Genomic DNA, 13,503 nt, shown 5'->3' with positions numbered 1-13,503 from the left:
TCATCGTCCTCCACCGGCAAGGGCCGCGCCACCGCCCGCCGTCCGGCCCGTCGCCACTCCGGTAAACAAGGAGCCTCATCATGATGGAAACCCGCCTCACCGTCGCCGCCCTGGTTCACTGGCAGGGGCGCTTTCTGATGGTGGAAGAGGAGATAGGTGGGGAGCGGCGCTTCAACCAGCCCGCCGGCCACGTAGAGGCGGGGGAGACCCTGACGGAGGCGATGTGCCGCGAGTTGTACGAAGAGAGCGGCCTGAAGCTGGCGCCCACCGCCTGGCTCGGTGCCAGCCTGTTTCGCCCGCACGACACCGCCGCCACCTATGTGCGTTTTGCCTTCGTGTTCGAACTTGAAAATCCGCCCGGCGACCACCATCCAGAAGATCCGGACGGTGATGTGCTCGCCTGCCACTGGTGGACCCGCGAGGAGATCGCCGAGCGGCGCGCCAGCCTGCGCAGCCCTCTGGTGTGGCAGACCATCGACAACTATCTGGCCGGCACCCGCTTGCCGCTGCATGCCTTACAGGCCCATATGTGACCGTGTATGGCGGGTGCAGTCCGATATGACCCGGGGCGCGAACTTCTGGTAGAATGCGCCCCGTCAAATGCAAGGATTTTCACAACTGATGACAGACAACAGCCAAATCAAGGTGATCGTCGGCATGTCCGGCGGCGTGGACTCTTCCGTCTCGGCCTACCTGCTCAAGCAGCAGGGCTATCAGGTCGAAGGCTTGTTCATGAAGAACTGGGAAGAGGACGACACGGACGAGTACTGCTCTGCCGCCCAGGATTTGGCTGATGCCAAGGCCGTGTGCGACAAGCTCGGCATCGAGCTTCACACCATTAACTTCGCCGCCGAGTACTGGGACAACGTGTTCGAGCACTTCTTGGAAGAGTACAAGGCCGGCCGCACGCCGAACCCCGATATCCTGTGTAACAAGGAGATCAAGTTCAAGGCGTTCCTGGAGTTTGCCGCCGAGGAGCTGGGCGCCCACTACATCGCCACCGGCCACTATGTGCGCCGCGACGACTCGACCGGCCGCCCGCGCCTGCTGCGCGGCCTCGACGGCAACAAGGATCAGAGCTACTTCCTCTACACCTTAAGCGAAGCCCAGGTGGGACAGAGCCTGTTCCCGGTCGGGGATCTGGAAAAACCCGAGGTGCGCCGCATCGCCGAGGAGCTGGATCTCATCACCGCCAAGAAAAAAGACTCCACCGGCATCTGCTTTATCGGTGAGCGCAAGTTCCGGGATTTCCTGGCCCAATACCTGCCGGCCAAGCCGGGCCCCATTGAAACCGTGGATGGCCAGATCATCGGCGAGCACCAGGGATTGATGTATCACACCCTGGGTCAACGCAAGGGCCTTGGCATCGGCGGGCGAAAAGACGCCGGTGAAGAGCCCTGGTACGTGGTCGACAAAGAGGTGGCGCGCAATACGCTTATCGTGGCGCAAGGGGAGCACCCGCGGCTCTACTCCGACGGCCTCATCGCCAGCCAGTTGCACTGGGTTGACCGCACCCCGATCCGCGCGCCGCGCCGGGTCACCGTCAAGACCCGCTATCGCCAGCAGGATGTTCCCTGCCTCATCGAGCCCATCGACGACCTGACCATCCGCGTCACCTTCGATGAGCCGGTGTCCGCCGTCACGCCGGGCCAGTCCGCCGTCTTCTACGACGGTGAGGTGTGCCTCGGCGGCGGTGTCATCGAGCAACGTTTCAGCCACGGCGCCTAAGCGCCCACTGCATCCAAAAGGCACAAAACGTGAGCGACAAGTATCAAGATCGCACCATGGCGTTCGCCGGCATCTGCCAGGCGGCCGCCCTGGTCCAGCAGGTGGCCCGTAACGGCTCCTGCGACGAGGCCGCCCTGCGCGAGAGCCTCTCCAGCGTACTGGTGACCAATCCGAGCCATCCGCTCGAGGTCTACAACAACACCCACCTGGCCATTCGTGACGGCTACCGCGCCTTAGTCGAGCAGCTCGGCGCCGACGGCAGCCAGAAAAATGCCGAGCTGACCCGCTATGTGGTGAGCCTGATCGCCCTTGAGCGCAAGCTGGCCAAGCGGCGTGATCTGCTGGCCATGCTGAGCGAGCGGATCGGCCAGATCGATCGCCAGTTGCAGCACTTCGATCTGCTTGACGAGCAGGTGCTGGCCAACATGGCCAGCATCTACAGCGACCTTATCAGCCCCATCGGGCCGCGCATCCAGGTGGCGGGCACCCCGCTCTACTTGCAGCAGCCCATGGTGCAGCACAAGGTGCGTGCCCTGCTGCTGGCCGGGATCCGTGCCGTGGTGCTGTGGCGCCAGCTCGGCGGCAGCCGCACCCAGATCATCTTCGCCCGCAAGAAGATGGTGGAGCTGGCCAAGCAATACTGATTCCCCCACACCAACCATCAGGAGTTCACCACATGGAACTGTCAGCACTGACTGCTGTTTCTCCGATCGATGGCCGTTACGGCGACAAGGCGGCGGCGCTGCGCCCCATCTTCTCCGAATACGGCCTGCTGCGTTTTCGCGTTGAAGTGGAAGTGCGCTGGCTGCAAAAGCTGGCCAGCACCGCCGGGATCCCGGAAGTGCCCGCCTTCAGCCGCGACGCCAACGCACTGCTCGACGGGATCGTCAGTGGCTTCTGCGAGGCCGACGCGGCCCGCATCAAGGAGATCGAACGCACCACCAATCACGATGTGAAGGCGGTCGAGTACTTCCTGAAGGAGAAAGTGGCGGTGCTGCCCGAGCTGGAGGCTGTCTCCGAGTTCATCCACTTCGCCTGCACCTCGGAAGACATCAACAACAACTCCCACGGTCTGATGCTTAAAGCCGCGCGGGAAGAGGTGATCAAGCCCTACTGCGAAAAACTCATCGCCGAAATCAAACGTTTGGCTCATGAGTACCGCGACCTGCCGCTGCTCTCGCGCACCCACGGTCAGCCGGCCACCCCGAGCACCATGGGCAAGGAGATGGCCAACGTCGCCTATCGCCTGGAGCGCCAGTTCAAGCAGATCATGGCGGTCGAGTTCCTCGGCAAGATCAACGGCGCCGTGGGCAACTACAACGCCCACCTCAGCGCCTACCCGGAAGTGGACTGGCACCAGTTCTCCGAGGAGTTCGTCACCTCCCTCGGCCTGACCTGGAACCCCTACACCACCCAGATCGAGCCGCACGACTACATCGCCGAGCTGTTCGATGCCATGGCGCGCTTTAACACCATCCTCATCGACTTCGATCGCGATGTGTGGGGCTACATCTCGCTCGGTCACTTCAAGCAGCGCACCATCGCCGGCGAGATCGGCTCCTCCACCATGCCGCACAAGGTCAACCCGATCGACTTTGAGAACTCCGAAGGCAACCTGGGGCTGGCCAACGCCGTGTTCCAGCACCTGGCCGCCAAGCTGCCGATCTCCCGCTGGCAGCGCGATCTGACCGACTCGACCGTGCTGCGTAACCTCGGCGTGGCGGTGGGCTACTCCCTGATTGCCTATCAGGCGACCCTCAAGGGGATCTCCAAGCTCGAAGCCAACGGCGACGCCATGGCCGCCGATCTGGATGCCAACTGGGAAGTGCTGGCCGAGCCGATCCAGACCGTGATGCGCCGCTACGGCATCGAGAAGCCCTACGAGAAGCTCAAAGAGCTGACCCGTGGCCGCCGCGTCGACGCCGAGGGGATGCGCACCTTCATCGACACGCTGGAACTGCCGGAGGCGGTGAAGGTCGAGCTGAAAAAGCTGACCCCGGCCAACTACATCGGCGCCGCCCAGCGCCTGGTGGACGAACTCAAGTAAGCGTCCGCCTTTCAGAGGGGCCCACCGGGCCCCTTTGCCGTTTTACCGAACCGCTAAAGAGACACCATGTACGAACTCAATCTCGATATCGCCCATTTCCTCGAGCACTACTGGCAAAAGCGCCCGCTCCTCATCAAGGGTGGCTTCAAGGACTTTGCCGACCCCATCACGCCGGATGAGCTGGCGGGGCTGGCCATGGAGCAGGAGGTGGAGTCCCGCCTGGTGACCCGCTTCGACGGCAAGTGGCATGCCGAGCACGGCCCCTTCGAAGCCTATGACCACCTGGGCGAGGAGAACTGGACCATCCTGGTGCAGGCGTGCAACCACTGGAGCCCCGAGGTCAACGAGCTGGCCATCCCGTTCCAGTTCATCCCCGGCTGGCGCTTTGACGACGTGATGGTGAGCTTCTCCACCCCAGGGGCCGGCGTCGGCCCGCACATCGACAACTACGACGTATTCATCACCCAGGGGATCGGCCGCCGCCACTGGCGGGTGGGCGATGCCCTGCCCCTCAACGAGTTCGCCGCTCACGGCGCCCTGCGCCACTGCGAGCCGTTCGATGCCATCATCGACGCGGTGCTGGAGCCGGGTGACATCCTCTACATCCCGCCCGGATTCCCCCACGAGGGCTATGCCATCGAGCCGGCCATGAACTACTCGACCGGTTTCCGTGCCCCCGATGCCCGCGATCTGCTCTCCTCCTTTGCCGATCACCTGATCGACAACGAGATCACCACCGAGCGCTACGGCGACCCGGATCTCAAGGCGCGCGAGCACCACGGCGAAATTCAGCCCCATGAGCTGCACCGCCTGCGCGAGCTGATGCAGCACGCCCTCGATGACGACACCCTGTTCAAGGCCTGGTTTGGCGCCATGATCTCCGAGGCCAAGCACGATCTCGACGTGGTGCCGGTCGATCCGGACTACAGCGAGGAGGAGGTCGCCAACCTGCTCGCCAGCGGCGAGCCGGCCATCCGGGTGCCGGGCCTGCGCTGCGTGCGCTTCGCCGATGCCAGCGATCACTGCTACATCGACGGCGAGAGCTGGTCGCTGCCAAGCAGCGATCCCACCGCACTGGCACTGCTGTGCGATCGCGACGTGGTGACCCAGAGCGACATGGTGACCCTCGAAGATCAGGCCGGCTTCCTGACGCTGTTTACCCGCCTGGTCAACCGTGGCTACTGGTTCTTCGGCTAATTTATCTGATGACTATCGACAAAAAGGGCGCCCATGGGCGCCCTTTTGCGTTTGATGTGGCTTAACCTGCCAGCAGGCCGGTCAGCACCCCGACCCCCACCACCACGGCGGCAGTGAGCCACAGGGCCCGGGCCGGGAAGCTCTTTCGCAGCATCAGCAGCGAAGGCAGGCTCACCGCCGGCAGGGTCACCAGCAGCGCCAGCGCCGGCCCCATGCCAAGCCCGGCCGCCAACATGGCCTGGGTGATGGGGATCTCGGCGGCCGTCGGGATCACAAACAGGGTGCCCGCCAGCGCCATGCCAAGCAGCCAGCCCATGCCATCACCGAGTTGCCCTGCGTGGGGGAACAGCCACACCTGGGCGGCGCCCAGCGCCATCACCGCCAGCACATAGGCCGGCACCGTGCTGACAAACAGCCGCCACAGGGCCTGGCCCCAACGTGGCCAGAAGCCAGCAGGCCGCGCCTCAGGCTCCGGCAGGGGAACCGGATCGACCGGCGCCGGCTCACGCACCAGACGGCCGACCAGGGCCGCCACGCCGAACACGATAACCAGACCGGCCACCAGCCGCAGCAGGGTGAACTGCCAGCCCAGCACAAACCCCATGAAGATGAGGGTGGCGGGATTGAGCAGCGGATTGCCGAGCCAGAAGGCCAGCGCCCCGCCCATCGAGACCGAGCACTTGCGCATGCCGGCAGCCACCGGCGCGGCGCAGCAGGTGCACATCATGGCGGGCAGGGAGAAGAGGGAGCCCAACAGCGAGCTGCGCAGCCGCTCCTGGCCGAGGGCGCGGCGCAGCCACTGGGCCGGGATCAGCACCTGGATGAGGGAGCCGAGCAGTATGCCGAGCAGCGCCGCCTTCCAGACCGCCTTGAAATAGAGCAGGGTGTAGTCGATGGCCGCTTGCAGCGGGGCCGAGTCCAGCCCCGCCAGCACCGAAGCGCCGATGGAGTGGCTCTGCGCCGCACTGAGCGCCTTGCCGTAGTAGGGTTGCCATTTCACCAGCCACAGGCCGGCGGCCATCAACGCGAAGAAGATCAGGGGTTTCCACCAGGCGCGATGGGGCGCCTGGTGAGTGAGGGGTTGCACTGACATGGGGATCCTTTCTCTGAACCGTTGCCTAACTGAAATCGGCCGCTCCGCTCTGATGGCGGGCTGACCCAAAAACCGGGCGTAGAGAGTAACATGTTCCACGATGCAGTAGAGAGGTGTGGTTTGCCCTGATGAGAACGCGGCGGCCCATCGGCCGCCGCGGTTTACTCCTGCTCGTCCGGTAACGCGTCAAACAGGGGGTGATAGAGCACCTCACCCTGAATGCCGGTCAGGCTGCCGGGCTCGAGCTCCATCGCCATGAAGCACTCGGCGGGCACCTCGTAGATACAGTGCAGACCGAACTCGCTCGCCGGGCGAAACCCGAAACGCTGGTAGTAGAGGGGATCCCCCAGCACCACCACCGCCTTCCAGTCCATCTCGAGTGCCGTATCGAGCCCCTCGCGCACCAGATCCGAGCCGATCCCCTGCCCCTGCCACTGCGGGTGCACGGCAAGCGGGGCCAGACCGAGCCAGGGGCCCTCCTGGCCGTCGATGGTCACCGGGCTCATCAGCAGGTGCCCCATGAACTCATACTCTTCCTCTTCCACCATGGTGACCACGGCGGCGCCATTTTCGCGCAGGCGGTTGACCAACTCGGCCTCGTCGCCGCGACCAAAGGCGGCCTCAAGCAGTTCCTGAACCGGCAGCATATCGCCAGGACGTTCGGTTCTCAGCATGACCTCTCTCTCTTTGCGCTAGGGACGGCGCATTATTTCACAAGGCAGGGGAGAAACTGAGCCTGCCATATCAAAAATGAGGGAATGTCCCTCTTTTTATCGGCCACGGCTCAGGGGGCCAGACGCTCGACCTGCCACCCCTCCCCGGCCCGGGTGTAGTAGAAGCGGTCGTGCAGCCGATGCTCACCGCCCTGCCAGAACTCGACGGTATCGATCACCACCCGGTAGCCCCCCCAGAAGCTCGGCAGGGGCACCTCCCCCTTGGCGAACTTCTGCTTGAGCTCGAGGAATTTGGACTCGAGCACGCCGCGCGCCGAGATACGCGAGGATTGCTGGGAGACCCAGGCGGCGATCTGGCTCTCTTTGGGGCGGCTGTGGAAGTACTTCATCACCTCCAGCGTGCTGAGCTTCTCGACCCGGCCGGTGACATGCACCTGCCGATCCAGCATGTGCCAGGGAAACAGCAGGCTGATGCGCGGGTTGCCATCCAGCTGGTGCGCCTTGCGGCTGCCCATGTTGGTGTAAAACAGCATGCCGGCCGCATCGTAGTGCTTGAGCAGCACAGTGCGCTGCCAGGGTTGCCCCTCGCTGTCGACGGTCGCCACCACCATGGCGGTGGGATCGGAGAGGCGCGCCTCACAGGCCTGAGCCAGCCATTTTTCAAACAGGGTCAGCGGCTCGGCCGGCAGATCGGCACGGCGCAGCCCCCCTTTGGTGTATTCACGGCGCAGATCGGCCACGTCCATCATCTTGATTCCCTTAGCTACGGCACACGAAAGCCCCCATTGTGCGCGTGGCCGGCAGATGAGACAACCTCCAAAGAGGCGGGGAGGCTCACGCCTCCCCGCTTCATTACTGCGCCGCCTTGCAGTGCGGCAACATCAGTCGGTTGTACTCGCTGGCATAGAGCACCCGCTTGGTATGCTGCTCCTGCTCACCGGGGCGGATGACATCCCCCAGCCCCTCAAGGTAGCGGATACCACAGCGCGCCTTGGCATCGGCCTGCTCTCCGGCGGGGATGCCCGGCGCCGTCTGCCCGCGCCCGGCCCGCACAATGAGGCGGGTATCCCCGGCCTTGAGGCTGGCCTGCACGTCGGCCTGTGGCCCCTGTGCCTGCACCTGACAACCCGCCAGCAACGCCAGCAGCGTCAGCACTAAGGGTTGCGCCGACGCCACAGGGCACCTCCTGCCAGCAGCAGACCGAACAGGCCGAAGGCACCACCGCCGCCGCCACCGCCGTTGTCGCTGCCCTGGTTGTTACCGCCGCTGTCGAGCACCGCCAGCTTGGGCGAGAGGGCAAAGAAGATATTGTCGCTGCACGCCACCTTGAGGCGTGAAGGTGAGGTGATGCCACTGGGGATGGTGACCTTGGCCGTACCGCTGTTCGCCACTGCGCTAGCCAGCGCCAGCCAGTGCTTACCCTCGTCGCTGGTCAGGCTGATGTCGACCTTGGCACAGCTGATGGGGGGCAGATCGGTGTCACCCACGTTCCACTGCACTGTGTTCTCAGCGCCCATGGCGAGGCTCAGGGATTTAGGCGGAGCCACGGCAAAGGGAGACGTCGTGGGCACGATCTGCACCGCCCGCTCAGCACTGGTCACGCCGCCCTTGTTGTCGCGGGCAGTCAGACGAAAATGCAGGGTGCGCGCCGTGGTCGGCCAGGCTTCCCCCTTGACCAGGGAGCCGCTTAGCAGCGATGAGAGGGCCGGCAGGGTGCGCTCGGGCTGCGCGGTGGGGGGCACAAAGCGGAACAAAGGACGGCTGCCGTCATCGACCATGGTCTCAGCACTGTCGGAGGCCATGCCGAGATCGATTTGCTCCCAGGTGTAGCTCAGGGTATCCCCATCCGGATCACTGCCGCTACCCACCAGCACGAAGGGGGTGCGCGCCGGAATGACGCGGTCGTTGCCGCCATTGACCTCAGGGGGGCGGTTGCCACTGGCCACCGCGGTGCCGCAGCTCGCCACCGTCGCAATATGCGCCTTCATCTGCTCGATGGACTTGCTGTGGAAGTAGGGATCGCTATGAGCCTGCAAGTTCTCGTTATTGCTCCCGTCGGCGCAGATCCCGGCATAGGCCATGATGGTACTGCCGCTGCCCGGCTCCCAGGCCTGGTCAGCCGCCCGGTTGCCACCGCCACAACTGCCGGTGGTGCCGTTGAAGGTGTGATCGGCCCCCATCTGGTGACCAATCTCGTGGGCCACATAGTCGATGAAGAAGGCATCCCCGGTGGGCTGATCGGAGCCCGTCATGCCCGCCGCCTTCTCCTCGCCGGCGCAGAGCACACCAAGGCCCGCCAGGCCACCACCACCGGTGTTGACCACGTGACCGATGTCATAGGGGCCAATCTTGCCGTTGGTGAACGCCTCACGTTGCACCTGCATGTTCTTGGTGACGTCGTTCTCGTCGTAGGGGCTGCTGAAAAAGGTGTAATTCGGGTTATCCCCGTTATAGAAGGGATCGGTATTGGGATCGGTGAAGATCAGCTCGTCGTTGCCGCTCACCAGTTGGAACTCCACCCCGAGATCGCGCTGGTAGACCTGATTCACCCGGTTGAGCAGGGTAGCGATGGCAGTCATCGCCAGCGTCTTGGAGCCCCCAAAGAACTGGGTGTACTCACCGGCCGCCGAGATGGCGATGGTGTAAGTGCGCAGCTCATTGCCCTGGCTCACTACCTGGCGTGCCAGGGTACTCTTGGCACTGCCGAGCACCTTGTCGGCCTCTTCATTCAAGCGGCTGTCGGCATCGCGTTGGTCATAGACGGCGAAGCGGCCACCGGGCAGCGGGTCGACATAGATGAGGCGCCCCTGATGGCTGAACACGGCGTGAAAGCCGTTGTCACCGACGTCAAAACGGCCGGTCTGGGTCGGGTCGCTGACGTTCTCCCCTTTAAAGGTGCGAATCGTCGGATAACGTGCCGCCAGATCGGCCGGCAGCAGATCGTAGGCAGCAATGTTGAAAGTAACACTGCCCCCCTCAGGCAGGGGAAGCTCAAGAGTCCCCATCGACTGGTAGAGCCCCGTGAGATAGTCGGCGGCCACGTCGACCACCCGGTACTGGCTGGCCCGCACCTCGCCGGTATGGCTACCCCGCTCAGCCAGCGTCTGCCATTGTCCGGCCTGCGCCGCACCAGCAAGTGAACCTGCCACCCATAATGCCAGCCTGATACTTGTTGTTAATCGCATTGCAATATCCTTTCGCAACTTATTGTTATAAAAAAAGAAGTGAATCATTCCTCGGTTTTAGTACTGAGTCCAGTGCATCCGTCACACTTCTCCCTTTTTGGTTAAGGTTGCACCCCAACGGTCTAGTCCCTATCATTGCGCGGTTTTAATTGGCCAAGGTTACTCTCATGCTCAAGTCCCCCCTGCACCCTCGCCTCGGCGATCTGGTTGCCGCCCTGCTCGATGACGTGCTCAACCAGGGCATGCCGCTCGATCGCGCCTACTCCCGTCGCTTCTCGGGGTTGAGCCTCAAGCCCTTTGAGCAGGCCCGAGTCGCCTTGGTCACCGGCGATCTGTTGCGCCGCCTCAACCTCTATTGCGCTCTGGCCGGCATCCAGGTGCGTCAGGCCGGCAAGATGGGATGGCCCTTGCTGCTGGCGTGGCATGCGTTCCACCGCATTGCGATGCCGAACCACCGCAGCCTGGATCGCTTCAAGGAGGAGACCTTCCGCTTCCGCCTGCAAGACGCCAAGAAGAGCCCGGCCCTGATGGACGGTTGCCCGACCTGGCTCGATAAGCTCGGTACCGATCAGCTGGGTGACGCCTGGCCGCGCGAGCGGGCCGCCCTGAGCGAGATGCCCCGGCGCTTCGTGCGCGTCAACACCCTCAAAGGGGACAAGGCCGCGCTGCTGGCCCAGTTCAAGAAGGAGGGGGTCGAGGCCATCGAGGTGGAAGGGGTCGACACGGCCCTTGAGATCACCTCTGATGCCGCCCTGTTCAAGACCAAGGCGTTCAAGGACGGCCTGTTTGAGCAGCAGGACGCCGGCTCCCAGAAGGTGGCCGCCGCCCTCGCGGTGGAGCCGGGCATGCGGGTCATCGACGCCTGCGCCGGTGCCGGCGGCAAAACGCTGCACATTGCCGCGGCCATGCAGGGCAAGGGGCGCCTCATCGCCATGGATGTGGAGCAGTGGAAGCTCGACAACCTCAAGGAGCGCGCCCGCCGCGCCGGTGCCCACAACGTCGAGACCCGCCTCATCGAAGACAGCAAGACCATCAAGCGCCTGAAAGAGAGCGCCGATCGGGTGCTGCTGGACGTGCCCTGCTCGGGCCTTGGCGTGCTCAAGCGCAACCCCGACACCAAGTGGAAGGACACCGCCGAGCGGCTCGCCCCGCTGGTGGCCCTGCAGGCAGAGATCCTCGAGAGCTACAGCCGCATGGTGAAAGTAGGCGGCATTTTGGTCTATGCCACCTGCTCCATCCTGCCGATGGAGAACCGCGCCCAGATCGATGCCTTCCTAGCCAAGAACGATCGGTTCCGTCTCATTGAGGACGAGAGCATCAGCCCGGCTGAGACCGGTTTCGACGGCTTCTACTTGGCTCGTCTCGAACGCATCGCCTGATGCCTAGCGCCACTTCCCTCGCACAAAAAAGGAGCCTTTAGGCTCCTTTTTTTAATCTTATCAGCGCGACGATTACGCCTCGTCTTGCTTGTACTTGGCCGCGGTTTCCTTGATCAAGGTCTGCAACTCGCCCGCCTGATACATCTCCAGCATGATGTCGCAGCCGCCGATCAGCTCACCTTCTACCCACAACTGCGGGAAGGTGGGCCAGTTGGCGAACTTGGGCAGCTCAGCACGGATGTCCGGATTTTGCAGTATGTCGACATAGGCGAACGGCTCGCCGCACGCCATCATGGCTTGGGAAGCCTGGGCGGAGAAGCCGCAACTCGGCAGCTTGGGGGAGCCCTTCATGTACAGGATGATGGGGTTCTCTGCCAGTTGCTGCTTGATCTTGTCGATGGTTTCCATGAATGCCTCACATTGCACGTTGTTGGCGCCCATTCTACCCCATGGGATGCGCCTCACAAACTTACAAAGTCAGGGGTTATTACCCTCTTTTTCATCTTTGTATGCCTTTTTGATCCATATCATGGCAAGTCCTGTGGTTGTGACTCCAGTCACTAAGCGCTACAATCCGGCCGTCCCTATTGGGCTTATCCCAATATTTCTAAAAAGATTTCTTTTCTCAGGGAAAAGAAACCGTAATGTCGTGCAACCATCGCCCCGGCGATCGCCAATGGAGAGTAGACAATGGCATTCGAACTTCCCGCTCTGCCCTACGCAATCAATGCACTGGAACCGCACATCTCCCAGGAGACCCTGGAGTACCACCACGGCAAGCACCACAACACCTACGTGGTCAACCTGAACAACCTGGTACCGGGCACCGAGTTTGAAGGCAAGTCCCTGGAAGAGATCATCAAGACCTCCAGCGCCGGCATCTTCAACAACGCCGCCCAGATCTGGAACCACACCTTCTACTGGCACTGCCTCTCCCCGAACGGCGGTGGCGAGCCCACCGGCGCCCTGGCCGATGCCATCAACCAAGCGTTCGGCTCCTTCGCCGAGTTCAAGGATGCCTTCACCAAGTCTGCTATCGGCAACTTCGGCTCCAGCTGGACCTGGCTGGTGAAGAAGGCAGACGGCTCCCTGGCCATCATGAACACCTCCAACGCCGGTTGCCCGCTGACCGAAGCCGGTGTCACCCCGCTGCTGACCGTCGACCTGTGGGAGCACGCCTACTACATCGATTTCCGCAACCTGCGTCCGAAGTACATGGAAGCCTTCTGGGCCCTGGTGAACTGGGAGTTCGCCGCCAAGAACCTGGCAGCCTGATTGACCCCATGAAAACGCCCCGCAGTGCGGGGCGTTTTTTTATCTCCAGCCAATCAAAACAGGCGCCCGCAGGCGCCTGGTTTTCACTGGTCAATCTCGTCCATGTAGTCGTCAAGATGCTCGTCGTCGTTTTGCAACGGGCTCTTGCCCTGCGCCCCTTCACCAAACGAGCTCTGCTTGCCTTCCACCTTGGTCTGGTTGTATTGCAGATAGAAGCCCTTGGTCAGGCTGTAGGGATCGAGCGCGTTGTCGATGATGGGCTCCTGATCGATGAGCTTGGAGCGATTGCCCACCCCGTTGAGCGCCCAGTGCACCGCCCGCAGCGGCAGCGTCAGCAAGGCATAGGGGAAGTAGAGGGTATCGACCGTGTCCCCCACCAGCTGGCGGGTGGTGGTGGGGCCGTAGACCGGCACCATCAGGTAGGCGCCATCGCCAATGCTCATCCGCCCCAGCACGGTGGAGAGTTCCAGCTTGTTGCGCTCCAGCCCGACGTGTTTGGCCACGTCGAAGATGCCGAGCAGGCCGACCGTGGTGTTGAGGGTAAAGCGGCCCAGGTTGGTGCCGGCACCAGCCAGATCGCCCGAGATCAGGTGGTTGACCATGCTGCTCGGCTCGTTGAAGTTCTCGACCAGGTTCTCGATGCCGGTCTTGACCGACTCGGGCACATGGTTGGCATAGGCGTGCACCACGGGGCGGGCCACATAAGGCTCGAGCACGTCATAGTTGACCGCCCACATGGCCCGGTTGGTCCCCTCAAACGGGTCCTTGGGATCATTGGCGGTACTGACCGCCTTGGCATTGGGGGCCGGCCCCATGGGATCGGGAAGGCTCTCGGGCCCCTGCTTGGGGGGACCGCCGGCGCAGCCGGCCAGCAGAAGAAAAGGCAATAACGCCGCCACTCGCAGTTGCATCGTAGGCACCATCT

Annotated in this window: 14 protein-coding genes; 7 read left to right on the top strand and 7 right to left on the bottom strand. The window is 63.2% G+C overall.

The genetic code is table 11. From position 1 onward, the window contains the following. Positions 1-83: 83 nt before the first annotated feature. The 5 genes from BN1134_RS05730 to BN1134_RS05710 all read left to right on the top strand — a co-directional run bounded on the left by BN1134_RS05730 (position 84) and on the right by BN1134_RS05710 (position 4,972). On the top strand, positions 84-533 hold the full coding sequence (locus tag BN1134_RS05730; protein WP_084214724.1) for an NUDIX hydrolase: 450 nt from the start codon (positions 84-86) through the stop codon (positions 531-533). Between the two features lie 88 nt (positions 534-621). Then, the gene (gene mnmA / locus BN1134_RS05725) at positions 622-1,728 is read left to right on the top strand and encodes a tRNA 2-thiouridine(34) synthase MnmA (RefSeq protein WP_042045835.1); all 1,107 of its coding nucleotides are present in this window, start codon (positions 622-624) and stop codon (positions 1,726-1,728) included. A 29-nt stretch (positions 1,729-1,757) separates the two neighbouring features. Then, entirely contained in the window at positions 1,758-2,372 is a 615-nt protein-coding gene (hflD, locus tag BN1134_RS05720) for a high frequency lysogenization protein HflD (protein WP_042045833.1), read from the top strand. Positions 2,373-2,404: 32 nt separating this feature from the next. Next, positions 2,405-3,775: an adenylosuccinate lyase gene (gene purB / locus BN1134_RS05715; protein ID WP_042045832.1), complete on the top strand. Its 1,371-nt coding sequence runs from the start codon at positions 2,405-2,407 to the stop codon at positions 3,773-3,775. Between the two features lie 66 nt (positions 3,776-3,841). After that, the gene (locus tag BN1134_RS05710) at positions 3,842-4,972 is read left to right on the top strand and encodes a ribosomal protein uL16 3-hydroxylase (RefSeq protein WP_042045831.1); all 1,131 of its coding nucleotides are present in this window, start codon (positions 3,842-3,844) and stop codon (positions 4,970-4,972) included. Positions 4,973-5,033: 61 nt separating this feature from the next. On the opposite strand, the gene BN1134_RS05705 is transcribed toward BN1134_RS05710, so the two are convergent. The 5 genes from BN1134_RS05705 to BN1134_RS05685 form a co-directional block, all read right to left on the bottom strand. Then, the gene (locus BN1134_RS05705; protein WP_042045829.1) at positions 5,034-6,065 is read right to left on the bottom strand and encodes a permease; all 1,032 of its coding nucleotides are present in this window, start codon (positions 6,063-6,065) and stop codon (positions 5,034-5,036) included. Between the two features lie 161 nt (positions 6,066-6,226). After that, positions 6,227-6,739 carry a GNAT family N-acetyltransferase gene (locus BN1134_RS05700; RefSeq protein ID WP_042045828.1) on the bottom strand — a complete coding sequence of 171 codons (513 nt, stop codon included), beginning with the start codon at positions 6,737-6,739 and terminating at the stop codon, positions 6,227-6,229. 110 nt (positions 6,740-6,849) lie between these two features. Then, positions 6,850-7,488: a pyridoxamine 5'-phosphate oxidase gene (gene pdxH / locus BN1134_RS05695; RefSeq protein WP_042045827.1), complete on the bottom strand. Its 639-nt coding sequence runs from the start codon at positions 7,486-7,488 to the stop codon at positions 6,850-6,852. Between the two features lie 103 nt (positions 7,489-7,591). Then, complete coding sequence (locus BN1134_RS05690) at positions 7,592-7,915, bottom strand: hypothetical protein (protein ID WP_042045825.1); 324 nt, start codon at positions 7,913-7,915, stop codon at positions 7,592-7,594. Next, on the bottom strand, positions 7,894-9,924 hold the full coding sequence (locus BN1134_RS05685; RefSeq protein WP_042045823.1) for a reprolysin-like metallopeptidase: 2,031 nt from the start codon (positions 9,922-9,924) through the stop codon (positions 7,894-7,896). Before BN1134_RS05685 ends, BN1134_RS05690 begins: the two co-directional genes overlap by 22 nt. A 167-nt stretch (positions 9,925-10,091) precedes the next feature. Between BN1134_RS05685 and BN1134_RS05680 the strand changes: the two genes are divergently transcribed. Further along, positions 10,092-11,303: an RsmB/NOP family class I SAM-dependent RNA methyltransferase gene (locus BN1134_RS05680; RefSeq protein ID WP_042045822.1), complete on the top strand. Its 1,212-nt coding sequence runs from the start codon at positions 10,092-10,094 to the stop codon at positions 11,301-11,303. Positions 11,304-11,375: 72 nt separating this feature from the next. Here the strand turns inward: BN1134_RS05680 and BN1134_RS05675 are convergent, their stop codons facing one another. Further along, entirely contained in the window at positions 11,376-11,711 is a 336-nt protein-coding gene (locus tag BN1134_RS05675) for a Grx4 family monothiol glutaredoxin (protein WP_042045843.1), read from the bottom strand. A 282-nt stretch (positions 11,712-11,993) separates the two neighbouring features. On the opposite strand from BN1134_RS05675, the gene sodB reads away from it, so the two are divergent. Further along, positions 11,994-12,578, top strand: a complete 585-nt coding sequence (gene sodB, locus BN1134_RS05670; RefSeq protein WP_042045821.1) for a superoxide dismutase [Fe] — start codon at positions 11,994-11,996, stop codon at positions 12,576-12,578. An 83-nt stretch (positions 12,579-12,661) separates the two neighbouring features. Here the strand turns inward: sodB and BN1134_RS05665 are convergent, their stop codons facing one another. Then, a complete protein-coding gene (locus BN1134_RS05665; protein WP_042045820.1) occupies positions 12,662-13,489 on the bottom strand; it encodes an MlaA family lipoprotein in 828 nt (275 codons plus the stop codon). Positions 13,490-13,503: the final 14 nt, after the last annotated feature.

Source organism: Aeromonas simiae (assembly GCF_000820125.1).
Classification (GTDB): domain Bacteria; phylum Pseudomonadota; class Gammaproteobacteria; order Enterobacterales; family Aeromonadaceae; genus Aeromonas; species Aeromonas simiae.
This window is presented reverse-complemented; position numbering and strand designations above follow the sequence as displayed.

Bases quoted from the DNA above. Each gene is read 5' to 3' on its own strand.
- BN1134_RS05730 (WP_084214724.1), top strand. From the start codon at position 84: ATGGAAACCCGCCTCACCGTCGCCGCCCTGGTTCACTGGCAGGGGCGC.
- mnmA (WP_042045835.1), top strand. From the start codon at position 622: ATGACAGACAACAGCCAAATCAAGGTGATCGTCGGCATGTCCGGCGGC.
- purB (WP_042045832.1), top strand. From the start codon at position 2,405: ATGGAACTGTCAGCACTGACTGCTGTTTCTCCGATCGATGGCCGTTAC.
- BN1134_RS05710 (WP_042045831.1), top strand. From the start codon at position 3,842: ATGTACGAACTCAATCTCGATATCGCCCATTTCCTCGAGCACTACTGG.
- BN1134_RS05705 (WP_042045829.1), bottom strand. From the start codon at position 6,065: ATGTCAGTGCAACCCCTCACTCACCAGGCGCCCCATCGCGCCTGGTGG.
- BN1134_RS05700 (WP_042045828.1), bottom strand. From the start codon at position 6,739: ATGCTGAGAACCGAACGTCCTGGCGATATGCTGCCGGTTCAGGAACTG.
- pdxH (WP_042045827.1), bottom strand. From the start codon at position 7,488: ATGATGGACGTGGCCGATCTGCGCCGTGAATACACCAAAGGGGGGCTG.
- BN1134_RS05685 (WP_042045823.1), bottom strand. From the start codon at position 9,924: ATGCGATTAACAACAAGTATCAGGCTGGCATTATGGGTGGCAGGTTCA.
- BN1134_RS05680 (WP_042045822.1), top strand. From the start codon at position 10,092: ATGCTCAAGTCCCCCCTGCACCCTCGCCTCGGCGATCTGGTTGCCGCC.
- BN1134_RS05675 (WP_042045843.1), bottom strand. From the start codon at position 11,711: ATGGAAACCATCGACAAGATCAAGCAGCAACTGGCAGAGAACCCCATC.
- sodB (WP_042045821.1), top strand. From the start codon at position 11,994: ATGGCATTCGAACTTCCCGCTCTGCCCTACGCAATCAATGCACTGGAA.
- BN1134_RS05665 (WP_042045820.1), bottom strand. From the start codon at position 13,489: ATGCAACTGCGAGTGGCGGCGTTATTGCCTTTTCTTCTGCTGGCCGGC.